Consider the following 23,930-nt stretch of genomic DNA (forward strand, 5'->3'; position numbering starts at 1 on the left):
TCCCGCATGAGTCTGATTCCACACCTGATCCATGGCGAGCTGGTAAGCGACAGCGGTCGTAGCAGCGATGTCTTCAACCCGTCCACTGGCCAGGCGATTCACAAGGTACCGTTGGCCAGCCGCGAAACCATTCAACAGGCGATCGATTCCGCCAAGTCGGCATTTCCGGCTTGGCGCAACACGCCAGCGGCCAAGCGCGCCCAGGTGATGTTCCGGTTCAAGCAGTTGCTGGAGCAGAACGAGGCACGTATCGCCCAGTTGATCAGCGAAGAGCATGGCAAGACGCTGGAAGACGCCGCTGGTGAATTGAAGCGCGGTATCGAGAACGTCGAATACGCTTGTGCCGCACCTGAGATCCTCAAGGGCGAATACAGCCGGAATGTCGGCCCGAACATCGATGCCTGGTCCGACTTCCAGCCGCTGGGTGTGGTCGCCGGTATCACCCCGTTCAACTTCCCCGCCATGGTGCCGTTGTGGATGTACCCGCTGGCGATTGCCTGTGGCAACTGCTTCATCCTCAAGCCTTCCGAGCGTGATCCCAGCTCTACGCTGTTGATTGCCCAGTTGCTGCATGAGGCCGGGTTGCCCAAGGGTGTGCTGAACGTAGTGCATGGCGACAAGGCGGCGGTGGATGCGCTGATCGAGGCGCCGGAGGTCAAGGCCTTGAGTTTTGTCGGTTCGACGCCGATCGCCGAATACATCTATGCCGAAGGTACCAAGCGCGGCAAGCGCGTCCAGGCGCTGGGTGGGGCGAAGAACCATGCGGTGCTGATGCCGGATGCCGACCTTGATAATGCAGTCAGCGCACTGATGGGCGCGGCCTATGGTTCCTGTGGCGAGCGTTGCATGGCGATTTCGGTGGCGGTGTGCGTGGGTGACCAGGTGGCTGATGCCCTGGTGGCCAAGCTGGTGCCGCAGATCAAGGCGCTGAAGATCGGTGCCGGCACTTCGTGCGGTCTGGACATGGGGCCGCTGGTCACCGCCCAGGCAAAGGACAAGGTCAGCGGTTATGTAGAAGACGGCGTGGCTGCCGGTGCCCAACTGGTGGTGGATGGTCGTGGCCTGAGCGTGGCCGGCCACGAAGAGGGCTTCTTCCTGGGTGGCTGCCTGTTCGATCGTGTTACTCCGCAGATGCGCATCTATAAAGAAGAGATCTTCGGGCCGGTGTTGTGCATCGTGCGGGTCAACAGCCTGGAAGAGGCCATGCAACTGATCAACGATCATGAGTATGGCAATGGCACCTGCATCTTTACCCGTGACGGTGAAGCTGCGCGTTTGTTCTGCGACGAGATTGAAGTCGGCATGGTGGGGGTCAACGTACCGCTGCCGGTGCCGGTGGCCTACCACAGCTTCGGTGGCTGGAAGCGTTCGCTGTTTGGCGACCTGCATGCCTACGGCCCGGATGGTGTGCGTTTCTATACTCGGCGCAAGGCCATTACCCAGCGCTGGCCACAGCGGGCCAGCCATGAGGCTTCGCAATTCGCTTTCCCCAGCCTTTAAGTAAGGCTCTGCCAAGGCCGGCCCGGAAGGGCCGGCCTTGGCATTTATGGGCTTTTTTGACCGATGTGACAGAATTATGAAAATAAGTGTTGACGGCGAGTTTAATGTCTCTATAATTCGCCCCACTTCCGGCGCAGTCGAAACGGAAAACTCCTTGAGATTCAACGAGTTACCAAGATTTCGACAGCGGTCACGCTTCAGTTCATCGGAGCCCGAAAGGAGCTGATAAGGCAGCGAAAGTGGCCTTGTTAGCGTTTCGATCCTCTCGATCGAAAGCGGTTAAAAAGAGGTGTTGACAGCAGCGTGTAACGCTGTAGAATTCGCCTCCCGCTAACGAGAGATCGAAAGCGCAAGTGGTTGAAGTTACAAAGGAAACTTTGAAAACTTCTTAAAAAAATCACTTGACAGCAAATGAGGCTGCTGTAGAATGCGCGCCTCGGTTGAGACGAAAGATCTTAACCAACCGCTCTTTAACAACTGAATCAAGCAATTCGTGTGGGTGCTTGTGTAGTTAGACTGATAGTCAAAAAGATTATCAGCATCACAAGTGACCATTCGAGAAATCAAATAGTCATTTGAGATTGCTGGGCCAAGTTTAGGGTTTCTTAAAAACCCAAGCAGTATTGAACTGAAGAGTTTGATCATGGCTCAGATTGAACGCTGGCGGCAGGCCTAACACATGCAAGTCGAGCGGATGAAGTGAGCTTGCTCACGGATTCAGCGGCGGACGGGTGAGTAATGCCTAGGAATCTGCCTGGTAGTGGGGGATAACGTTTCGAAAGGAGCGCTAATACCGCATACGTCCTACGGGAGAAAGCAGGGGACCTTCGGGCCTTGCGCTATCAGATGAGCCTAGGTCGGATTAGCTAGTTGGTGAGGTAATGGCTCACCAAGGCTACGATCCGTAACTGGTCTGAGAGGATGATCAGTCACACTGGAACTGAGACACGGTCCAGACTCCTACGGGAGGCAGCAGTGGGGAATATTGGACAATGGGCGAAAGCCTGATCCAGCCATGCCGCGTGTGTGAAGAAGGTCTTCGGATTGTAAAGCACTTTAAGTTGGGAGGAAGGGCAGTAAGCTAATATCTTGCTGTTTTGACGTTACCGACAGAATAAGCACCGGCTAACTCTGTGCCAGCAGCCGCGGTAATACAGAGGGTGCAAGCGTTAATCGGAATTACTGGGCGTAAAGCGCGCGTAGGTGGTTTGTTAAGTTGGATGTGAAAGCCCCGGGCTCAACCTGGGAACTGCATCCAAAACTGGCAAGCTAGAGTATGGTAGAGGGTGGTGGAATTTCCTGTGTAGCGGTGAAATGCGTAGATATAGGAAGGAACACCAGTGGCGAAGGCGACCACCTGGACTGATACTGACACTGAGGTGCGAAAGCGTGGGGAGCAAACAGGATTAGATACCCTGGTAGTCCACGCCGTAAACGATGTCAACTAGCCGTTGGGGTCCTTGAGACTTTAGTGGCGCAGCTAACGCATTAAGTTGACCGCCTGGGGAGTACGGCCGCAAGGTTAAAACTCAAATGAATTGACGGGGGCCCGCACAAGCGGTGGAGCATGTGGTTTAATTCGAAGCAACGCGAAGAACCTTACCAGGCCTTGACATGCAGAGAACTTTCCAGAGATGGATTGGTGCCTTCGGGAACTCTGACACAGGTGCTGCATGGCTGTCGTCAGCTCGTGTCGTGAGATGTTGGGTTAAGTCCCGTAACGAGCGCAACCCTTGTCCTTAGTTACCAGCACGTTATGGTGGGCACTCTAAGGAGACTGCCGGTGACAAACCGGAGGAAGGTGGGGATGACGTCAAGTCATCATGGCCCTTACGGCCTGGGCTACACACGTGCTACAATGGTCGGTACAGAGGGTTGCCAAGCCGCGAGGTGGAGCTAATCCCACAAAACCGATCGTAGTCCGGATCGCAGTCTGCAACTCGACTGCGTGAAGTCGGAATCGCTAGTAATCGCGAATCAGAATGTCGCGGTGAATACGTTCCCGGGCCTTGTACACACCGCCCGTCACACCATGGGAGTGGGTTGCACCAGAAGTAGCTAGTCTAACCTTCGGGAGGACGGTTACCACGGTGTGATTCATGACTGGGGTGAAGTCGTAACAAGGTAGCCGTAGGGGAACCTGCGGCTGGATCACCTCCTTAATCGACGACATCAGCTGCTTCATAAGCTCCCACACGAATTGCTTGATTCATTGAAGAAGACGATAGAAGCAGCTTTAAGCTCCAAGCTGATAGCTCCAAGCTAACAGTTACAAGCTCGAAATTGGGTCTGTAGCTCAGTTGGTTAGAGCGCACCCCTGATAAGGGTGAGGTCGGCAGTTCGAATCTGCCCAGACCCACCAATTTTGTTATGGGGCCATAGCTCAGCTGGGAGAGCGCCTGCCTTGCACGCAGGAGGTCAGCGGTTCGATCCCGCTTGGCTCCACCATAAACTGCTTCTGAAAGCTTAGAAATGAGCATTCAAATCGAATGTTGATTTCTAGTCTTTTGATTAGATCGTTCTTTAAAAATTTGGGTATGTGATAGAAAGATAGACTGAACACTACTTTCACTGGTAGTGGATCAGGCTAAGGTAAAGTTTGTGAATAATTGCAAACTTTCGGCGAATGTCGTCTTCACAGTATAACCAGATTGCTTGGGGTTATATGGTCAAGTGAAGAAGCGCATACGGTGGATGCCTTGGCAGTCAGAGGCGATGAAAGACGTGGTAGCCTGCGATAAGCTTCGGGGAGTCGGCAAACAGACTTTGATCCGGAGATCTCTGAATGGGGGAACCCAGCCATCATAAGATGGTTATCTTACACTGAATACATAGGTGTAAGAGGCGAACCAGGGGAACTGAAACATCTAAGTACCCTGAGGAAAAGAAATCAACCGAGATTCCCTTAGTAGTGGCGAGCGAACGGGGACTAGCCCTTAAGCTTCTTTGATTTTAGCGGAACGCTCTGGAAAGTGCGGCCATAGTGGGTGATAGCCCTGTACGCGAAAGGATCTTAGAAGTGAAATCGAGTAGGACGGGGCACGAGAAACCTTGTCTGAATATGGGGGGACCATCCTCCAAGGCTAAATACTACTGACTGACCGATAGTGAACTAGTACCGTGAGGGAAAGGCGAAAAGAACCCCGGAGAGGGGAGTGAAATAGATCCTGAAACCGTATGCGTACAAGCAGTGGGAGCAGACTTTGTTCTGTGACTGCGTACCTTTTGTATAATGGGTCAGCGACTTATATTCAGTGGCAAGCTTAACCGAATAGGGGAGGCGTAGCGAAAGCGAGTCTTAATAGGGCGTTTAGTCGCTGGGTATAGACCCGAAACCGGGCGATCTATCCATGGGCAGGTTGAAGGTTAGGTAACACTGACTGGAGGACCGAACCGACTACCGTTGAAAAGTTAGCGGATGACCTGTGGATCGGAGTGAAAGGCTAATCAAGCTCGGAGATAGCTGGTTCTCCTCGAAAGCTATTTAGGTAGCGCCTCATGTATCACTGTAGGGGGTAGAGCACTGTTTCGGCTAGGGGGTCATCCCGACTTACCAAACCGATGCAAACTCCGAATACCTACAAGTGCCGAGCATGGGAGACACACGGCGGGTGCTAACGTCCGTCGTGAAAAGGGAAACAACCCAGACCGTCAGCTAAGGTCCCAAAGTTATGGTTAAGTGGGAAACGATGTGGGAAGGCTTAGACAGCTAGGAGGTTGGCTTAGAAGCAGCCACCCTTTAAAGAAAGCGTAATAGCTCACTAGTCGAGTCGGCCTGCGCGGAAGATGTAACGGGGCTCAAACCATACACCGAAGCTACGGGTATCACGTAAGTGATGCGGTAGAGGAGCGTTCTGTAAGCCTGTGAAGGTGAGTTGAGAAGCTTGCTGGAGGTATCAGAAGTGCGAATGCTGACATGAGTAACGACAATGCGAGTGAAAAACTCGCACGCCGAAAGACCAAGGTTTCCTGCGCAACGTTAATCGACGCAGGGTTAGTCGGTCCCTAAGGCGAGGCTGAAAAGCGTAGTCGATGGAAAACAGGTTAATATTCCTGTACTTCTAGTTATTGCGATGGAGGGACGGAGAAGGCTAGGCCAGCTTGGCGTTGGTTGTCCAAGTTTAAGGTGGTAGGCTGAGATCTTAGGTAAATCCGGGATCTTAAGGCCGAGAGCTGATGACGAGTTACCTTTTAGGTGACGAAGTGGTTGATGCCATGCTTCCAAGAAAAGCTTCTAAGCTTCAGATAACTAGGAACCGTACCCCAAACCGACACAGGTGGTTGGGTAGAGAATACCAAGGCGCTTGAGAGAACTCGGGTGAAGGAACTAGGCAAAATGGCACCGTAACTTCGGGAGAAGGTGCGCCGGTGAGGGTGAAGGACTTGCTCCGTAAGCCCATGCCGGTCGAAGATACCAGGCCGCTGCGACTGTTTATTAAAAACACAGCACTCTGCAAACACGAAAGTGGACGTATAGGGTGTGACGCCTGCCCGGTGCCGGAAGGTTAATTGATGGGGTTAGCGCAAGCGAAGCTCTTGATCGAAGCCCCGGTAAACGGCGGCCGTAACTATAACGGTCCTAAGGTAGCGAAATTCCTTGTCGGGTAAGTTCCGACCTGCACGAATGGCGTAACGATGGCGGCGCTGTCTCCACCCGAGACTCAGTGAAATTGAAATCGCTGTGAAGATGCAGTGTATCCGCGGCTAGACGGAAAGACCCCGTGAACCTTTACTATAGCTTTGCACTGGACTTTGAATTTGCTTGTGTAGGATAGGTGGGAGGCTTTGAAGCGTGGACGCCAGTCTGCGTGGAGCCATCCTTGAAATACCACCCTGGCAACTTTGAGGTTCTAACTCAGGTCCGTTATCCGGATCGAGGACAGTGTATGGTGGGTAGTTTGACTGGGGCGGTCTCCTCCTAAAGAGTAACGGAGGAGTACGAAGGTGCGCTCAGACCGGTCGGAAATCGGTCGCAGAGTATAAAGGCAAAAGCGCGCTTGACTGCGAGACAAACACGTCGAGCAGGTACGAAAGTAGGTCTTAGTGATCCGGTGGTTCTGTATGGAAGGGCCATCGCTCAACGGATAAAAGGTACTCCGGGGATAACAGGCTGATACCGCCCAAGAGTTCATATCGACGGCGGTGTTTGGCACCTCGATGTCGGCTCATCACATCCTGGGGCTGAAGCCGGTCCCAAGGGTATGGCTGTTCGCCATTTAAAGTGGTACGCGAGCTGGGTTTAGAACGTCGTGAGACAGTTCGGTCCCTATCTGCCGTGGACGTTTGAGATTTGAGAGGGGCTGCTCCTAGTACGAGAGGACCGGAGTGGACGAACCTCTGGTGTTCCGGTTGTCACGCCAGTGGCATTGCCGGGTAGCTATGTTCGGAAAAGATAACCGCTGAAAGCATCTAAGCGGGAAACTTGCCTCAAGATGAGATCTCACTGGGATCTTGAATCCCCTAAAGGGCCGTCGAAGACTACGACGTTGATAGGTTGGGTGTGTAAGCGCTGTGAGGCGTTGAGCTAACCAATACTAATTGCCCGTGAGGCTTGACCATATAACACCCAAGCAATTTGCTTAAGAAGCGAGTTGCGGTGTGTGAAGACGCACGAACCGAAAGTTTGCAGCACACAAACCTATTACATACCCATTCGCTGGAACGTTGCCCAAACAACGGCTCAGCTACAGAATTTCTTGACGACCATAGAGCATTGGAACCACCTGATCCCATCCCGAACTCAGCAGTGAAACGATGCATCGCCGATGGTAGTGTGGGGTTTCCCCATGTGAGAGTAGGTCATCGTCAAGATTAAATTCCGAAACCCCAATTGCGAAAGCAGTTGGGGTTTTGTCTTTGCGCGAACGAAAAGTTTCCACCGTTCACGCAGCTCTTTGATCGGTCCGGCTGCCAGCGTTCCGCGACAGTGCTAAGGTTCCGCCCTGGCTTTTTGCATTCTCCAAGGAAATCCTTTATGCCGGACGCCTCGTCCCTCAACCCTGGTTTCATGGTGGTTCATGGTAACCGCCTGGACGAGTTGCGCAGCCTGGTCGTCAGTTGGATGCGGCGCTACCCGCTAGCGCCCTTGGAGAATGAAATTGCCCTGGTTCAGAGCAATGGCATTGCCCAGTGGTTGAAGCTGGCCCTGGCCGAAGACCCCGAAGACGATGATTCCGGTGGCTGCGGCATAGCCGCAGCCATCGATGTACAGTTGCCCGGCAGCTTCATGTGGCAGCTGTATCGCCTGGTGCTGGGACGGGATGAAATTCCCCCCAAATCCCTGTTGGACAAGGCCCCGCTCACCTGGCGCCTGATGCGTCTATTGCCGGAGTTGATCGACGAGCCGCATTTCGAGCCTCTGCAACGTTTCCTGACCCATGACAGCGATCTGCGCAAACGCTACCAACTGGCCGAGCGCTTGGCTGACCTGTTCGACCAATACCAGGTATACCGGGCCGATTGGCTGGAGGACTGGGCCGCCGGGCGGCATCAGTTGCGCAACGTTCGAGGAGAGCCCAAGGCCTTGCCTCCCGCCAACTGCTGGCAAGCCGAGTTGTGGCGAGCGCTGCTCCTGGACGTGGGTACCGAAGGCATGGCCCAGAGCCGAGCAGGTGTGCACCAGCGCTTTATCGAGCGAATCAACAGCCTCGACTCCACCCCCCAGGGGCTGCCACCGCGAGTGATAGTGTTCGGGATCTCATCACTGCCGGCCCAGGCCCTGGAGGCCCTGGCAGGTTTGGCTCGCTTTAGCCAGGTACTGCTTTGCGTGCACAACCCTTGCCGCCACCACTGGGCTGACATCGTCGCCGACAAGGATCTGCTGCGGCATCAGTACAAGCGCCAGGCGCGCAAGACCGGCATGCCCCTGGCGCTCGACCCGCAAACCCTGCACCAGCATGCACACCCCCTATTGGCCGCCTGGGGCAAGCAAGGTCGTGACTACATCAATCTCTTGGACAGCTACGACGACCCCAACAGCTATCGCGCAGCCTTTCGCGATGGACGGATCGACCTGTTCAGCGAGACCCGCCCCCTCAGCATGCTCCAGCAATTGCAGGACGACATTCTCGAACTGCGCCCTCTCGATGAAACCCGCGAGCTATGGCCCGAGGTCGATCTCCAGCAGGACTCGTCGATCCGCTTCCACATTGCCCACAGTGCCCAGCGCGAGGTGGAGATTCTCCACGATCAGCTGTTGGCCCGCTTCAGCGCCGATCCCGAGCTGCGCCCTCGCGACGTGATTGTCATGGTTCCGGATATCGACAGTTACGCTCCGCATATACGCGCCGTATTCGGCCAACTGGAACGCGATGACCGACGCTTCATTCCCTACACCCTGACCGACCAGGGGCAACGTGGCCGCGATCCTCTGCTGATCGCCGTGGAACACTTGCTGAAACTGCCGGACAGCCGCTTCCCGGTCAGCGAGATTCTCGATCTGCTGGATGTCCCGGCCCTGCGCGCACGTTTCGGTGTCGACGAAGCCGACTTGCCGACCCTGCATCGCTGGATCGAAGGTGCTGGTATCCGCTGGGGCATGAATGCCGAACAGCGAGCCGAATTGGGGCTGCCCGAGGAGCTGGAGCAAAACAGCTGGCGTTTCGGTCTGCGGCGCATGCTGTTGGGGTATGCCGTTGGCCGTTCCGATGCCTGCGCCGGTATCGAGCCCTATGATGAGATCGGTGGCCTGGATGCCGCCCTGATAGGTCCGTTGGTGGCCTTGCTCGACGCCCTGCAACTGGCCCATGAGCAGCTGTGCCAACCTGCCGTGCCTGGTCAGTGGGGCGAACGCTTGCACCACCTGCTGGAGCAGTTCTTCCTGGCCAGTACCGAGCATGACGATTACCTGCTGGGCCAACTGGAAGACCTACGCGAAACCTGGCTGGAAACCTGTGAGTCGGTGGGCCTGCAGGATGAACTGCCTTTGACCGTGGTACGGGAGGCCTGGTTGGCGGGCCTCGACCAGGGGCGACTGTCCCAGCGCTTCCTGGCCGGCGCAGTGAACTTCTGTACCCTGATGCCAATGCGTGCCATCCCCTTCAAGCTGGTGTGCCTGCTGGGCATGAACGATGGCGACTACCCGCGGGCCCAGCCCCCCCTGGACTTCGACCTGATGGGCAGCGACTACCGCCCGGGCGACCGCTCTCGGCGTGAAGACGACCGCTACCTGCTGCTCGAAGCCTTGCTCTCGGCGCGTGACCAGCTCTACATCAGCTGGGTCGGCCGCAGCATCCGTGACAATAGCGAGCGCCCGGCCTCCGTGCTGATCGGCCAGTTGCGCGATCACCTGGCCAGTGGCTGGCGAGCGCTGGATACACCTGGCGCCCTACTGGAAGAAATGACCCAGGAGCATCCGCTGCAACCCTTCAGTGCCCGCTACTTTCATGACGACGATCCGCTGTTCAGCTACGCCCGGGAGTGGCAAGTGCTGCATCAGGCCCCACAGGAGCAGGACACGCTTGTGCGCCTGGAGCCCTATGCCCAGGACGAGCCCCTGAGTGTGGCCCAGTTGCAAGATTTCCTGCGCCACCCGGTACGGCATTTCTTCAGCCAGCGGCTCAAGGTGTTCTTCGAAGCGATGGAGGCGCCCTTGGCCGATGAAGAACCCTTCGTCCTTGATGCCCTGCAACGCTACAACCTGAGCGACAGCTTGCTGGAGGCTGCACTGGGCGACGCCCGGCAACCCGAGCATGCGCTACAGGCTCAGGCCCAGCGACTGCAGGCCAGCGGCTTGCTGCCCATGGCCGGTTTCGGTGAGTGCCTGCAACGGGAGTTGATGGAACCCCTGCCGGACTTGTTGCAGCGCTACCAGCAATTGCTGGCCCTATGGCCAACCCCGCTTGCCAGTGCACTGCCGGTGAGCCTGGACTTGCAAGGTGTCCGAGTGGAGGGGTGGTTAAGCGGTTTGCACCAGCGTGCGGATAATGGGCTGTTGGCCGTGACCGCCATTGCCAATGGCATCGGCTCCAGCAAGACCCGCAAGTGGCACCGACTGATCAAACCCTGGATCAATCACTTGCTGGCCTGTGCCAGTGGCTACTGCCTGACCACGGCACTGGTGGCGAGCGACGACAGCCTGCTGCTCGCCCCCCTCGAGCAAGAGGTGGCCCGCCAGGTCCTGGGCGAGATCTTGCAAGCCTGGCAGGCGGGCATGCGCCAACCCCTGCCCGTGGCCGTCAAGACGGCCTTTGCCTGGTTGGGGCAGAGCGATCCGGACAAGGCCGCCGCCGCGGCGCGCAAGGCCTATGACGGTGATGGGCAGAATAGCCAGGGCGAGCGCCGCGAAAGTCCGGCGCTGGCCCGCCAGTTTGCCGACTACAACGCATTGATCGCCGATGAAACCTTCAGCGGCTGGGCCCAAACGCTCTATCGCCCGCTACTCAACGCCCCATGGCGTTCAGCCCTCGGCGAGGAGGCCGGAGCATGACTGGACAACGCCCCCTGGCCCTGGCTTTTCCGCTGCACGGCAGCCAGCTGATCGAGGCCAGTGCCGGTACAGGCAAGACCTTCACCATTTCCGCGCTCTACCTGCGCCTGGTACTGGGCCATGGCGGTGAAGCCGAAGGTTTTGGCCGCGAGCTGCTGCCGCCACAGATCCTGGTGGTGACGTTCACCGACGCCGCGACCAAGGAACTGCGCGAGCGTATCCGCACCCGCCTGGCAGAGGCCGCACGCTTCTTGCGTGAAGAAATCCCGGCCCCGGACAGCCTGATAGAGCAGTTGCGCGAGCAATACCCCCCCGAGCAATGGGCCGCCTGTGCCAATCGCCTGGATATCGCAGCCCAGTGGATGGACGAGGCGGCGGTCTCCACCATCCACAGTTGGTGCCAGCGCATGCTGCGCGAACACGCTTTCGACAGCGGCAGCCTGTTCACCCAGACCCTGGAGACCGACCACAGCGACTTGCTGGGCCAGGTCCTGCGCGATTACTGGCGATTGTTCTGCTACCCCCTGCAAGGCGACGCACTGAACTGGGTGCGTAGCCATTGGGTGGGGCCGGCCGAGTTGCTGCCCCGGGTCCGGGCGATGTTCGGCAATGAGCGGCGCGGGCCGATGGAGCAGACGCCAGCCGAGTTGATCGAGGCCAGCCTGCAAGAGCGCCGCGAAGCCCTGGTGCAGATCAAGGCACCCTGGCGCCAATGGTCTGCGCAATTGCGGGATATCTGCCTGCAAGGGGTAGCCAGCAAGAGCGTCGATGGACGCAAGATGCAGGCGCGTTATTTCGAGCCCTGGTTCGACAAGATCGACGCGTGGGTCGATGACGAGAGCCTTGAGCAACTGGATATCGGCACCGGTTTCAGTCGCCTGACCCCAGAAGGCATGAGTGAGGCCTGGAAGAGCGACGCCCCAAGCCATCCCGGGCTTGAGGCGATGGCCGGACTTAAGGCCAGCCTGGAGGCCTTGCCCAGCCCGGATGCGGCGGTGCTGCAACATGCTGCGCAATGGGTCGGGGCACGCTTTGAGGAAGAGAAGCGCCGCCGTGCCGAGATGGGGTTCGACGACATGCTGCTGCGCCTCGATGGCGCCTTGCAGAGCGATGGCGGCGAGCGTTTGGCGAGCCTGATCCGCGAGCAGTTTCCGGTGGCCTTGATCGATGAGTTCCAGGATACCGATCCGGTGCAGTACCGCATCTTCGAGAGCATCTATCGCATCGAAGACAACGACCCGACGACCGGGCTGTTCCTGATCGGCGACCCCAAGCAAGCGATCTACGCCTTTCGCGGTGCCGATATCTATACCTACCTGCGGGCGCGCCAGGCCACCAGTGGCCGCCTGCATAGCCTGGGCACCAACTTCCGCTCCAGCCAGGCCATGGTCAGTGCGGTCAACCACGTGTTCCTGCATGCCGAGCAGCGCCAGCAAGGGCGAGGCGCTTTCCTGTTTCGCCAGCCCGATGGCCAGAACCCGGTGCCGTTCCTGGCCGTGGCGGCCCAGGACCGCAAGGAGCGCCTGCTGGTCGATGGCCAAGCCGTACCGGCACTGAATTTCTGGTTGCTGCCTTCGGAGCAACCGTTGTCCGCAGCCCAGTATCGCCAGCACCAGGCCGCGTCCTGTGCCAGTGCCATTGTCGGCCTGCTCAATGGCGGCCAGCAGGGCCGCAGTGGTTTTGCCCGCGGCCCGCAAGAGCTCGAAGGCCTGCTGCCGGCGGACATCGCCATCCTGGTACGCGACGGCAAGGAGGCCCAGGCCATCCGTGCCGAACTGGCCGCCCGCGGGGTGCGCAGCGTGTACCTCTCGGACAAGGACTCGGTGTTTGCCGCCCAGGAAGCCCGCGACCTGCTGGTGTGGCTCAAGGCTTGTGCCGAGCCGGACGTGGAGCGTCCGCTGCGTGCCGCCCTGGCGTCCTTGACACTGAACCTGCCCCTGGTGGAACTGGAGCGCTTGAACCAGGACGAATTGGCCTGGGAAGCGCGAGTCATGCAGTTCCGTGGCTATCGGGCGATCTGGCGGAGCCAGGGCGTGCTGCCGATGCTGCGCCGCCTGCTCCACGACTTCCAGTTGCCCCAGGCCCTGATGGCCCGCAGCGATGGCGAGCGGGTACTGACCAACCTCCTGCATCTGTCCGAATTGCTGCAGCAGAACGCCGCCGAGCTCGATGGCGAGCAGGCGCTGATCCGCCACCTCACCGAACACCTGGCCTTGTCCGGGCAAGCGGGCGAGGAGCAGATCCTGCGCCTGGAAAGCGATGAGCAATTGGTAAAGGTGGTCACCATCCACAAATCCAAGGGCCTGGAGTACCCCCTGGTGTTCCTGCCGTTCATTTGCTCCACCAAGCCGGTGGACGGCAGCCGCCTGCCGCTGCATTACCACGATGCCGCCGGCAAGCCCCAAGTCAGCCTGCGCCCTAGCGCAGAGCTGATCGCCCAGGCTGACGACGAGCGCCTGGCCGAGGACCTGCGGCTGCTCTATGTCGCCCTGACCCGGGCCCGGCATGCCTGCTGGCTGGGAGTCGCCGACCTCAAGCGCGGTAACCACAGCAACTCGATCCTGAATCTCTCGGCCCTGGGCTACCTGTTGGGCGGCGGCGCGCAGTTGAACGAGTCCATTGGCTTGCAGCGCTGGTTGCTGGATCTGCAGCAAGGCTGCGATGCCATCGCGGTGGCCGAGTTGCCGCCCGCCGATGACCAGCGTTTCTATCCGCCGCGCAACGAAGCCCGCCTGCTGGCTGCGCTGGCTCCCGTGCGCCGGGCCGCGGAGAACTGGTGGATCGCCTCCTATAGCGCCTTGCGGATCAGTGACACCCTGGGTGTGGGCAGCCAGGCCCCGGACGATCCCCAGGCACAAAAGTTGTTCGATGATGAACGCCTGGACCCCGAGGCGCCTCGGGAGGTCGTCGCCAGCAGTGGCGATATCCATCGTTTTCCCCGCGGGCCGAACCCCGGCACCTTCCTTCATGGCCTGCTGGAATGGGCGGGTGGCGAAGGCTTTCGTGCGTCCCCCGAAGCGATCACCGATGCGGTCGCCCGCCGTTGCAATCGCCGGGGCTGGGAAGGCTGGATCCCGACCCTCAGCGATTGGTTGCAGCAGGTGCTGCAAGTACCCTTGCCGGCGGGAGAGGGGCAGCCACCCGTGGTGCTCGGGCAGTTGGTCCAGTATCGGGTGGAGATGGAGTTCTGGTTCGCCAGCCACAAGGTCGATGTACTCAAGCTCGACGAACTGGTGCGCCAGCAGACGCACCAGGGGGCGCCCCGGGTGACTGCCGAGCCCGTGCTGCTCAATGGCATGTTCAAGGGCTTTATCGACCTGACCTTCGAGCACCACGGCCGCTACTACGTGGCCGACTACAAGTCCAACTGGCTGGGCGTCGATGACGCCGCCTACACCGAGCAGGCCATGGAACAATCGATCCTCGACAATCGCTATGACCTGCAGTACGTCCTGTACCTGCTGGCCCTGCACCGACAGTTGAAGGCCCGCCTGGCCGACTACGACTACGACCGGCACATGGGCGGGGCTTTGTACCTGTTCCTGCGGGGCACTCAGGCGGCCAGCCGGGGCCTGTACTTCACCCGCCCGCCGCGGCAGTTGATCGAGCGCCTGGACCTGATGTTCCAGGGCCAGGCCGAGCCGCCCAGGGTCGAACCTGCCTGGGAACAGGGAGTGCTGCTATGACCCCGGATCTGTTCGCCTCCCTGGACGAGCCGGAGCCGGCCTCCCAGGGCCAGGCCCCCTTGGGCCGTGCCGCTGACCTGCTGCAGTTGCTCGACCTATGGGTGGCGCGGGGGTGGCTGCGGGCCCTGGACAAGGCCTTCGTGGCCTTCCTCCATGAACTGGACCCGGAGTGCGACCCATTGGTGCTGATGGCCGCGGCCCTGAGCAGTCATCAACTGGGGCACGGACATGTCTGCCTGGACCTGTTCGAAACCCTCAAGGAGCCGGACTTCGCCCTGTCATTGCCCCCCGAAGGGGACGCGCAGAATGGCGCGCCGGCGCTGCCTTCCCAAGTCCTGGCCGGCCTTGAGGGCGCACACTGGTGCAAGGTCCTGGCCGGTAGCCGATTGGTCGCCCTGGCTGCGGACCACGGCGAGGGTGCGCGACAGCGGCCCCTGGTTCTGTCGGGCAAGCGCCTATACCTGCGGCGCTATTGGGCCTATGAGCGACGCATAGACAATGCCCTGCGCCAGCGCCTGGCACAGACCGAGGTAACCCCCGAGCATCTGGCCCGGCGCCTTGACGAGTTGTTCGGCGCAGCCAGGGCCAGTGGTCCGGTCGACTGGCAGAAACTCGCCTGTGCCCTGGCCACGCGAGGGGCCTTCAGCATCATCACCGGAGGCCCGGGCACCGGCAAGACCACCACGGTGGTCCGCCTGCTGGCCCTGCTCCAGGGGCCGGCAGTGGAGGTTCGCAAGCCCCTGCGCATCCGCCTGGCAGCCCCCACCGGCAAGGCCGCGGCGCGGTTGACGGAGTCGATCAGCCTGCAGGTGCGCTCCTTGTCGGTGGCCGATGAGGTGCGGGAAAAGATCCCCAGCGAAGTGACCACCGTGCACCGCCTGCTGGGCAATCGCCCGGGGACCCGGCACTTTCGCCACCATGCCGGCAATCGCTTGCCACTGGATGTGCTGGTCGTGGACGAGGCCTCGATGATCGATCTGGAAATGATGGCCAACCTGCTCGATGCCTTGCCCATCCATGCACGCCTGGTGCTGCTGGGGGACAAGGACCAGTTGGCCTCGGTGGAGGCTGGAGCCGTGCTGGGTGACTTGTGCCGGGATGCCGAGGCGGGCTGGTACAACCCGCAGACCCGCGCCTGGCTCGAGACGGTCAGTGGTGAAGACCTGGCCACCAGTGGCCTGCAGGAAGATCACGGGCACCAGCACCCCCTGGCGCAGCAGGTGGTGATGCTGCGTCACTCCCGGCGCTTTGGCGAAGGCAGTGGCATCGGCCAGCTGGCACGCTGGGTCAATCAGCAACAGGCCGACGAGGCCCGGCGCTTGCTGGCGGCCCGCAGCCATGGGGACTTGCATGGCCTGAGCCTCAAGGGTGAACAGGACCGGGCCCTGGAACGGCTGTTGCTCGAAGGCCACGGCGAAGGGCCGCAAGGCTATCGCCATTACCTGAATGTGCTGCGCAGCCAGCGTCCACCGGTTGGTACCGGCCTGGAAGACCGGCGTTGGACCGATTGGGCACGCAACGTCCTGCAGGCCTTCGACCGCTTCCAGCTGCTCTGTGCGGTACGCAAGGGGCCTTGGGGCGTCGAGAGTCTGAACCAGCGCATCACCCAGGCGCTGTTCAAGGCCCGGCTGATCGAAAGCGACCAGCAATGGTACGAGGGCCGTCCGGTCTTGATGACCCGCAATGACTATGGCCTGGGCCTGATGAATGGTGATATCGGCATTGCCCTGCGCTTGCCGGAACAGGACGGCGGCGAGGCGGGCCGCCAGGTGCTGCGCGTGGCCTTCCCGCGCAACGATGGCCAGGGCGGCGTGCGCCTGGTGCTGCCGAGCCGGCTCAACGACGTGGAAACCGTCTACGCCATGACCGTGCACAAGTCCCAGGGCTCGGAGTTCGCCCATACCGCGCTGATCCTGCCCGATGCATTGAATCCGGTACTGACCAAGGAGTTGATCTACACCGGCATCACCCGGGCCAAGGATTGGTTCAGCCTGATCGAACCCCGTGCCGGTGTCTTCGAGGAGGCGGTGCGACGGCGGGTCAAGCGCCTGAGCGGATTGATGCTGGAGCTGGACTGAGGCCGGGCTTCCAGGCATGGTTGCACCGCGTCGATCTCGCGGCATTTTCCAGGGCTGTGCTATCGTTGCGGCATCATCTTCGTGAAAATCAACGAGATTCCCTGCATGGACGTGGCTGTCTTGAGGACAGAGCGCATTTTGCGGTGGCGGCAGTACGTGCTGGCGACCATCCTTTGCCTGTTCAGCCTGTTGGCCATCGCACAGCCCGAGCCCTCGGCACCGGCCAGCCTGGCCGAACAGCGGGCCAAGGCAGTGACCCAAGTGGTGCTGGGCATCCTCAGCTATGCGCGCTGGCCGGTCGAGCCAGCGCAGTTGCGTCTTTGCGTGGTAGGTCCCACCGAATACACCGACGATCTGCTCAAGGGGGCCACCCAGGCTACCGGACGCCCGGTGCAGGTGCGTCGGTTACTGGCCAGTAACGCGACGATCGCCAGTGAGTGCGATTCGGTCTACGTCGGCAAGCTGGGGACTGAGCAGCGTACTCGCTTGTTCAGTTCGTTGACCGGGCAGCCGGTGCTGAGCATCAGCGAGGGGGGCGACCAATGCACCGTGGGCAGCCTGTTCTGCCTGCGAGTCAGCGACAGCCAGGTATCGTTCGAAGTCAATCTGGACTCAGTGGCGCGCAGTGGGGTGAAGATCCATCCCAGTGTGTTGCAGTTGTCCCGTCGGCGTCCGGCGGAGCCATGAAACTGTTCAAGTCCAACTCCCGCCCTACCTTGCGGTCGGTCATCGGTCGCGGCCATCTGATCGTTGCCCTGCTGGCGATCTCCATGGCCAGCCTGTCCCTGACCGGCCTTGGCGTACTGGCCCTGCGGGTGTATGCCGACCACAACCTGCACCTGATCGCCCGTTCCATCAGCTATACGGTGGAAGCTGCCGTGGTGTTCCACGATAACGTCGTGGCCACCGAGGCCCTGGCGCTGATCGCTTCCACCGAGGAGGTGGCCGACGCCAAGGTCTACGACAGCCAGGGGCAGTTGCTGGCCAGTTGGCAGCGTCCGGACAGTGGTTTCCTGACCAACCTGGAAATGCACATCGCCAGCACATTCCTGGAAAAACCCATCAGCGTGCCGATCTATCGCCAGGGCCAGGAGATCGGCAGCGTCAATGTCACCGGCCATGGCGGCAGCCTGTTGCGCTTCCTCTTCAGCGGGTTGGTGGGCATCGTGCTGTGCATCGCCCTGAGTGCCTGGGCCGCCCTGTACCTGGCACGCCGGCAACTGCGCGATATCACGGGCCCGCTACGCAGCCTGGCGGACGTGGCCCACGCGGCCCGACGCGAGCGAGCCTTCGACCAACGGGTGCCGCCGGCGCAAATCGCCGAGCTGGACAACCTGGGCAATGACTTCAACGCCCTGCTCGATGAACTGGAGGTCTGGCAGACTCACCTGCAGAGCGAGAATGAGACCTTGGCCCACCAGGCCAGCCATGACAGTTTGACCGGCCTGCCTAACCGGGCCTTCTTCGAGGGACGGCTGATCCGCGCCCTGCGCAGTGCCAACAAGCACAACGAACACATGGCGGTGCTGTTCCTGGACAGCGATCGGTTCAAGGAAATCAACGACAATTTTGGCCATGCCGCCGGGGATGCGGTGCTGGTGGCCGTGGCCACGCGGATTCGAGCGCAACTGCGCGAGGATGACCTGGTGGCGCGCCTGGGTGGCGATGAATTCGCGGTGTTGTTGACGCCCCTGCATCGGGTGGAGGATGCCCAGCGCATCGCCGACAAGATCATCAACAGCATGGAGATGCCGATCCAGTTGCCAGGTAGCCTGTCGATCCTGACATCGCTGAGCATCGGCATCGCCGTGTATCCGGAGCATGGCGCCACTCCGGGCAGTCTGTTGAATGCCGCCGACGCGGCCATGTACCAGGCCAAGCGAGGCGCGCGAGGCGGGCAGCACACAGTGGGGGCGGAGTCCCCCGTCGTCCAGGTTCAAAACAGGAGCTAACTCCCTTGTTCTCAATGACACAACGTTCGGTTCGACTTTTCGGTGCCCTGGTGTTCATGGCCTTGCTGGCCTTGACGGGCTGCCAGAGCGTGCCACCCAAGGGCCTGACCCCGAAGCAGATCGCGGTGCTGAAACAGGAGGGCTTCGAACTGACGGATGAAGGCTGGGCCTTCGGCCTGTCGGGCAAGGTGTTGTTCGGCAGTGATATAGAGAGCTTGAACCCGGCCAGCACCGAGATCGTCCAGCGCATCGGCAAGGCCTTGCTCAGTGTCGATATCCAGAAGGTGCGGGTCGACGGCCACACCGATGCCTCCGGCAAGGAGGCCTACAACACGCAGCTCTCCATGCGCCGGGCCAAGAGCGTGGTCAAGGTCCTGACCCAGGTTGGCATGCGCGAAGAGAACATCCAGTTGCGCGGCCTTGGCAGCAGCGAGCCGGTGGCCTCCAACAGCACCCCGGCCGGGCGTACCGAGAATCGTCGGGTGTCGATCGTGGTGATCGCCGACTGAGCGGCGATCCATCCAGTCGCGGCTGTAGTCCTACGGCCGCTTCGCCAGGCCGATCGGTGACCGATACGGCATGGCGGCACAAGGCTAGGGGGCACTGAACGACATGCTTCGAGTGTCCCCCATCAACAAGGGCTGGTTCTGCTCGGTCACCTCGCGGATGTAATCCCATAGCAGTGTGATGCGCTTGAGCTTGCGCAGGTCCTCGCGGCAGTACATCCAGAATTGCCGGGTCAGGTTGATTTCCTTGGGCAGCACCGGCAGCAAGCGTGGGTCCTGGGCCGCCAGGAAACACGGCAGGATCGCCAGCGAGCGGCCCTGCTGCGCCGCCACGTACTGGGCGATGACGCTGGTGCTGCGCAGGTGTGCGCTGGCCCCGGGGACCACGTTGGCCAGGTACAGCAGCTCGGAGCTGAAGGCCAGGTCGTCGACATAGCTGATGAACTGATGCTCGCCCAGGTCGCTGGGGCGGCGGATCGGCGGATGGCGATCGAGGTATTCCTGGGTGGCGTATAGCTGCAGGCGGTAGTCGCACAGCTTGCAGCACACGTAGGGCCCATGTTCCGGACGCTCCAGGGCAATGACGATGTCGGCTTCGCGCTTGGACAGGCTGATGAAGTGCGGCAGTGGCAGGATATCCACCGAAATCGCCGGGTAGGCGTCGAGGAAATGGCTGAGCTGCGGGGTGATGAAGAAGGTGCCGAAACCTTCGGTGCAGCCCATGCGCACATGCCCGGACAGCGCCACGCCGGAGCCCGAGACCTGCTCGCAGGCCATGTGCAGGGTGCTTTCGATCGACTCGGCATACCCCAGCAGGCGCTGGCCCTCGGCAGTCAGGACGAAGCCGTTGGTACGGGACTTTTCGAACAGCAGGGTGCCCAGGGCGGTTTCCAGCGAGCCGATGCGCCGTGACACCGTGGTGTAGTCCACCGCCAGGCGCTTGGCCGCGCTGCTGGCCTTGCGAGTACGCGCCACCTCCAGGAAAAACTTCAGGTCGTCCCAGTTCAGGGTGCTCAGCGAGGTGATGTTTTTTTGCATGATGGACCGGATTTTATGTGCGTTCTTATTAGAAGTTTGCACATCTATACTCCAAAAACAGTCCGATACCAACTCGCGACTCCCCTCTTTCAAGGCGCTGCAACGCCTTGGTTCCCTGCATAAGAACTCAAGAAGTCAGGAGACCCCATGAACGCTCCCCTCCAGTCCGGCGGCACTACCCTGCAGCAGGTCAAATTGCTGATCGACGGCCAATGGGTCCAGTCCCAGACCCAGGAATGGCATGACATCGTCAACCCGGCGACCCAGGAAGTCCTGGCCAAGGTGCCGTTTGCCACCGCTGCCGAAGTCGATGCCGCGATCGCTGCGGCCCAACGTGCCTTCCAGACCTGGAAGTTGACGCCGATCGGCGCGCGGATGCGCATCATGCTCAAGCTCCAGGCCTTGATCCGTGAGCACTCCAAACGCATTGCCCAGGTCTTGAGCGCCGAGCAGGGCAAGACCATCGCCGACGCCGAAGGTGACATCTTCCGCGGCCTGGAAGTGGTGGAGCATGCCTGCTCCATCGGCACCCTGCAGATGGGCGAGTTCGCCGAGAACGTCGCCGGCGGCGTGGACACCTACACCCTGCGCCAGCCTATCGGCGTATGCGCGGGGATCACCCCATTCAACTTCCCGGCGATGATTCCGCTGTGGATGTTCCCGATGGCCATCGTTTGCGGCAACACCTTCGTCCTCAAGCCTTCCGAGCAAGATCCGCTGTCCACCATGTTGCTGGTGGAGCTGGCGCTGGAGGCGGGAGTCCCGGCCGGCGTGCTCAACGTGGTCCATGGCGGCAAGGACGTGGTGGATGCCCTGTGCGTGCACCAGGACATCAAGGCCGTGTCCTTCGTCGGCTCCACCGCCGTCGGCACCCATGTCTATGACCTGGCGGGCAAGCACGGCAAGCGCGTGCAATCGATGATGGGCGCCAAGAACCACGCTGTGGTGCTGCCCGATGCCAACCGTACCCAGACGGTCAACGCCCTGGCCGGTGCGGCGTTCGGCGCGGCCGGCCAGCGGTGCATGGCCACCTCGGTAGCGGTGTTGGTGGGCAAGGCCCGCGAATGGCTGCCGGACATCAAGGAGGCCGCGAGCAAGCTCAAGGTCAACGCCGGTTGCGAGCCGGGTACCGATGTCGGCCCGGTGATCTCCAAGCGGGCCAAGGAGCGCGTGCTGGGCCTGATCGAAAGCGGTATCAAGGAAGGCGCCAAGCTGGAGCTGGACGGCCGTGACGTCAAGGTTCCGGGCTACGAGCAGGGCAATTTCGTTGGCCCGACCCTGTTCTCCGGGGTGACCACCGAGATGCAGATCTACACCCAGGAAATCTTCGGCCCGGTGCTGGTGGTGCTGGAGGTCGACACCCTCGACGAGGCCATCGCCCTGGTCAACGCCAACCCCTTCGGCAACGGCACCGGCCTGTTCACCCAGAGCGGCGCGGCGGCACGCAAGTTCCAGAGCGAAATCGACGTTGGCCAGGTGGGGATCAACATCCCGATCCCGGTGCCGGTACCGTTCTTCAGCTTCACCGGTTCGCGCGGTTCCAAGCTCGGCGACCTGGGTCCGTACGGCAAGCAAGTGGTGCAGTTCTACACTCAGACCAAGACCGTCACCAGCCGCTGGTTCGACGATGACAGCGTCAACGACGGTGTGAACACCACTATCAGCCTGCGTTGAGGAGCCTGACATGAACATTGCATTCATCGGCCTGGGCAACATGGGCGCGCCCATGGCCCGCAACCTGATCAAGGCCGGCCACCAGCTGAACCTGTTCGACCTGAACCAAAGCGTGCTGGCCGAGCTGGCGCAACTGGGCGGGCGCATTGCCGCCTCGCCGAAGGCCGCCGCCGAAGGCGCCGAACTGGTGATCACCATGCTGCCGGCCGCCGCCCATGTGCGTAGCGTCTGGCTGGGTGAGGACGGCGTGCTGGCGGGCATCGCCCGTGGCGTGCCAGCGGTGGACTGCAGCACCATCGACCCGCAGACCGCTCGCGATGTTGCCGCCGCTGCGGCGAAGCAGGGCGTGGCCATGGCCGACGCCCCGGTTTCCGGCGGCACAGGCGGCGCCCAGGCTGGCACCCTGACTTTCATGGTCGGCGCGGGTACCGAGCTGTTCGACGCCCTGCAGCCGGTACTGGCGCAGATGGGGCGAAACATCGTGCACTGCGGGGAAGTGGGCACTGGGCAGATCGCCAAGATCTGCAACAACCTGCTGCTGGGCATCTCGATGATCGGCGTCAGCGAAGCCATGGCCCTGGGCGATGCCCTGGGTATCGATACCAAGGTGCTGGCCGGGATCATCAACAGCTCCACCGGGCGGTGCTGGAGTTCCGACACCTACAACCCGTGGCCGGGAGTGATCGAGACCGCGCCCGCAGCGCGTGGCTACACCGGTGGTTTTGGTGCCGAGCTGATGCTCAAGGACCTGGGGTTGGCCACCGAGGCCGCCCGCCAGGCCCATCAGCCGGTGGTGCTGGGCGCGGTGGCCCAGCAGCTGTACCAGGCCATGAGCCAGCGCGGGGAAGGTGGCAAGGACTTCTCGGCCATCGTCAACAGCTACCGCAAGCCGCAGTAGCCCTTTGCGTGGCGGGGGCCAAGCCCTCGCCACGAATACCGTCTCATGATCGTAGCCCCCCGAGTGGGGGCGTTTCCGGGAATCCGCGTCGGGCGGCTTCCCGTTTTTTTTGCCCGCTCAGTTGGGCCGGCCAGCCGGAGTGCGTGGCGGCGGATTGAGGCGGGTGTCGAGGCCGAAGCGCTCCTGGATCACCACCTGGTACAACCCCTTGGCCAACAGCGGATTGATCAGGATGTTCCAGCTGTGGCGCGAGACCGAGGAAGGCACCAGTACGAAGGGATGCTCGGCCAGTAACTGGTCGGCGAATTGCTGCTGGCCGGCGCTGGGAATGCCCGGCACCAGCCAGTTGGGATTGGGCACGCTGCCTTCGTCCAGGCGGTAGATGGTCGACGGGTCGTGGATCAGCGCCCCGGTCAGCACATGGGGCACCTGGTCGAGCGCGGCAAAGCCCTTGTGCACGGCCACCTCGAGGATCGCCGTGGCAGGGTCGGCGCTGCCATATACGGCCTTGACCCCCTTGGAGTTCCAGCGCCCGCCGCACAGCTCGGCACCGATGCCGCTGTCCCAGCTGTCGGCGTGCTGCGCGGCGTCCAGGCGCCAGAAGTGAACGGCACTGCTGCCGGGAATGCTGATCACTGATAGACCCCGTATTCCAGGCGGGTGAGGAACTCATCCACCAGCTCGAATCCGATGGGGTTGGTCAGCAGGTCCACCGGCTTGTGGCCGTCCAGGGCCATCACCGGCTTGGCCATCCAGTCCTGGGCCTGTTCGCTGCTGCCGAAGACCTCCTGGGCCTTGGACAGCACCTGGGCGAAGCGTACCGCCCGGGCGCTCTGCTCCGGGTTCAGCGGTTCGTCGGGGGTCTTCAGGCGCCGGTGCAGGGTGCGCTCGGACAGGCCGATGATCTTGGCCAGGACCTGTTCGTCCTTGAGCATGGGGACCGAGGAGACGAACTTGACGATTGCCGTCAGCGGAATGCCTTCCTCGGTCAGGCGATAGATCGAGATACGGTCGTCGAACCGTGCCCGGCCACCGAGCAGGATGTCCGAGGTTCGATCCTTCAATACGGGCTTGCCGCGTCGTTTCACGGCGATGTCGCTACCGGTCAGTGCAACCATGGGCCTTACTCCTGCCTTTGCCATTTGGCAGGGATTATATAGACATTTGGCAA

General features: G+C 61.1%; 12 protein-coding genes, 2 tRNA genes and 3 rRNA genes. 14 read left to right on the plus strand and 3 right to left on the minus strand.

The genetic code is table 11. The features are described 5' to 3' along the window. Nucleotides 1-6 precede the first annotated feature (6 nt). The 12 genes from ATY02_RS04690 (at nucleotide 7) to ATY02_RS04745 (ending at nucleotide 19,152) form a co-directional block, all read left to right on the plus strand. Nucleotides 7-1,500, plus strand: a complete 1,494-nt coding sequence (locus ATY02_RS04690) for a CoA-acylating methylmalonate-semialdehyde dehydrogenase (RefSeq protein WP_068585441.1) — start codon at nucleotides 7-9, stop codon at nucleotides 1,498-1,500. Between the two features lie 625 nt (nucleotides 1,501-2,125). Then, a 16S ribosomal RNA gene (locus tag ATY02_RS04695) occupies nucleotides 2,126-3,662 on the plus strand. A gap of 123 nt (nucleotides 3,663-3,785) precedes the next feature. Next, a tRNA-Ile gene (locus ATY02_RS04700) sits at nucleotides 3,786-3,862 on the plus strand. A 10-nt stretch (nucleotides 3,863-3,872) separates the two neighbouring features. Then, nucleotides 3,873-3,948 (plus strand) — tRNA-Ala (locus ATY02_RS04705). Nucleotides 3,949-4,167: 219 nt separating this feature from the next. Continuing rightward, nucleotides 4,168-7,059, plus strand: a 23S ribosomal RNA gene (locus ATY02_RS04710). A 136-nt stretch (nucleotides 7,060-7,195) separates the two neighbouring features. Next, nucleotides 7,196-7,311: ribosomal RNA gene (gene rrf, locus ATY02_RS04715) — 5S ribosomal RNA — on the plus strand. The 16S, 23S and 5S rRNA genes sit together here with 2 tRNA genes alongside, the layout of an rRNA operon. Before the next feature lie 163 nt (nucleotides 7,312-7,474). After that, nucleotides 7,475-10,927, plus strand: a complete 3,453-nt coding sequence (recC, locus tag ATY02_RS04720) for an exodeoxyribonuclease V subunit gamma (protein WP_068577370.1) — start codon at nucleotides 7,475-7,477, stop codon at nucleotides 10,925-10,927. After that, nucleotides 10,924-14,613, plus strand: a complete 3,690-nt coding sequence (gene recB / locus ATY02_RS04725) for an exodeoxyribonuclease V subunit beta (protein ID WP_068577372.1) — start codon at nucleotides 10,924-10,926, stop codon at nucleotides 14,611-14,613. The genes recC and recB overlap by 4 nt, the downstream gene beginning before the upstream one ends. Beyond that, complete coding sequence (recD, locus tag ATY02_RS04730) at nucleotides 14,610-16,691, plus strand: exodeoxyribonuclease V subunit alpha (RefSeq protein WP_068577375.1); 2,082 nt, start codon at nucleotides 14,610-14,612, stop codon at nucleotides 16,689-16,691. Before recB ends, recD begins: the two co-directional genes overlap by 4 nt. Nucleotides 16,692-16,796: 105 nt before the next feature. Beyond that, nucleotides 16,797-17,378 carry a YfiR family protein gene (locus ATY02_RS04735; RefSeq protein ID WP_068577377.1) on the plus strand — a complete coding sequence of 194 codons (582 nt, stop codon included), beginning with the start codon at nucleotides 16,797-16,799 and terminating at the stop codon, nucleotides 17,376-17,378. Beyond that, the gene (locus tag ATY02_RS04740; protein ID WP_068577379.1) at nucleotides 17,375-18,643 is read left to right on the plus strand and encodes a diguanylate cyclase domain-containing protein; all 1,269 of its coding nucleotides are present in this window, start codon (nucleotides 17,375-17,377) and stop codon (nucleotides 18,641-18,643) included. Before ATY02_RS04735 ends, ATY02_RS04740 begins: the two co-directional genes overlap by 4 nt. Before the next feature lie 14 nt (nucleotides 18,644-18,657). Further along, nucleotides 18,658-19,152 (plus strand): OmpA family protein, encoded by a 495-nt coding sequence (locus ATY02_RS04745; protein WP_068577381.1) that lies wholly within the window; start codon nucleotides 18,658-18,660, stop codon nucleotides 19,150-19,152. A gap of 84 nt (nucleotides 19,153-19,236) precedes the next feature. Here the strand turns inward: ATY02_RS04745 and ATY02_RS04750 are convergent, their stop codons facing one another. Next, the gene (locus ATY02_RS04750) at nucleotides 19,237-20,187 is read right to left on the minus strand and encodes a LysR family transcriptional regulator (protein WP_068577383.1); all 951 of its coding nucleotides are present in this window, start codon (nucleotides 20,185-20,187) and stop codon (nucleotides 19,237-19,239) included. Nucleotides 20,188-20,334: 147 nt separating this feature from the next. Here ATY02_RS04750 and ATY02_RS04755 point away from each other — a divergent pair, with 147 nt between their 5' ends. Together ATY02_RS04755 and mmsB are read left to right on the plus strand one after the other, a co-directional pair. Next, nucleotides 20,335-21,861, plus strand: a complete 1,527-nt coding sequence (locus ATY02_RS04755; RefSeq protein ID WP_068577385.1) for a CoA-acylating methylmalonate-semialdehyde dehydrogenase — start codon at nucleotides 20,335-20,337, stop codon at nucleotides 21,859-21,861. A gap of 10 nt (nucleotides 21,862-21,871) precedes the next feature. Then, the gene (gene mmsB / locus ATY02_RS04760) at nucleotides 21,872-22,759 is read left to right on the plus strand and encodes a 3-hydroxyisobutyrate dehydrogenase (RefSeq protein WP_068577387.1); all 888 of its coding nucleotides are present in this window, start codon (nucleotides 21,872-21,874) and stop codon (nucleotides 22,757-22,759) included. A 117-nt stretch (nucleotides 22,760-22,876) separates the two neighbouring features. Here the strand turns inward: mmsB and ATY02_RS04765 are convergent, their stop codons facing one another. Both ATY02_RS04765 and ATY02_RS04770 read right to left on the minus strand, forming a co-directional pair. Next, entirely contained in the window at nucleotides 22,877-23,395 is a 519-nt protein-coding gene (locus tag ATY02_RS04765; RefSeq protein WP_068577389.1) for an RES family NAD+ phosphorylase, read from the minus strand. Next, nucleotides 23,392-23,877, minus strand: coding sequence for an antitoxin Xre/MbcA/ParS toxin-binding domain-containing protein (locus ATY02_RS04770; protein ID WP_083235739.1), 486 nt, complete (start codon nucleotides 23,875-23,877; stop codon nucleotides 23,392-23,394). The genes ATY02_RS04765 and ATY02_RS04770 overlap by 4 nt, the downstream gene beginning before the upstream one ends. Nucleotides 23,878-23,930: the final 53 nt, after the last annotated feature.

The sequence above is a fragment of the Pseudomonas sp. BIOMIG1BAC genome, assembly GCF_001705995.2.
Lineage (GTDB): Bacteria > Pseudomonadota > Gammaproteobacteria > Pseudomonadales > Pseudomonadaceae > Aquipseudomonas > Aquipseudomonas sessilinigenes.

What these genes read in the sequence shown, in the direction of transcription:
- ATY02_RS04690 (WP_068585441.1), top strand. Translation starts at nt 7, where the DNA reads ATGAGTCTGATTCCACACCTGATCCATGGCGAGCTGGTAAGCGACAGC.
- recC (WP_068577370.1), top strand. Translation starts at nt 7,475, where the DNA reads ATGCCGGACGCCTCGTCCCTCAACCCTGGTTTCATGGTGGTTCATGGT.
- recB (WP_068577372.1), top strand. Translation starts at nt 10,924, where the DNA reads ATGACTGGACAACGCCCCCTGGCCCTGGCTTTTCCGCTGCACGGCAGC.
- recD (WP_068577375.1), top strand. Translation starts at nt 14,610, where the DNA reads ATGACCCCGGATCTGTTCGCCTCCCTGGACGAGCCGGAGCCGGCCTCC.
- ATY02_RS04735 (WP_068577377.1), top strand. Translation starts at nt 16,797, where the DNA reads ATGGACGTGGCTGTCTTGAGGACAGAGCGCATTTTGCGGTGGCGGCAG.
- ATY02_RS04740 (WP_068577379.1), top strand. Translation starts at nt 17,375, where the DNA reads ATGAAACTGTTCAAGTCCAACTCCCGCCCTACCTTGCGGTCGGTCATC.
- ATY02_RS04745 (WP_068577381.1), top strand. Translation starts at nt 18,658, where the DNA reads ATGACACAACGTTCGGTTCGACTTTTCGGTGCCCTGGTGTTCATGGCC.
- ATY02_RS04750 (WP_068577383.1), bottom strand. Translation starts at nt 20,187, where the DNA reads ATGCAAAAAAACATCACCTCGCTGAGCACCCTGAACTGGGACGACCTG.
- ATY02_RS04755 (WP_068577385.1), top strand. Translation starts at nt 20,335, where the DNA reads ATGAACGCTCCCCTCCAGTCCGGCGGCACTACCCTGCAGCAGGTCAAA.
- mmsB (WP_068577387.1), top strand. Translation starts at nt 21,872, where the DNA reads ATGAACATTGCATTCATCGGCCTGGGCAACATGGGCGCGCCCATGGCC.
- ATY02_RS04770 (WP_083235739.1), bottom strand. Translation starts at nt 23,877, where the DNA reads ATGGTTGCACTGACCGGTAGCGACATCGCCGTGAAACGACGCGGCAAG.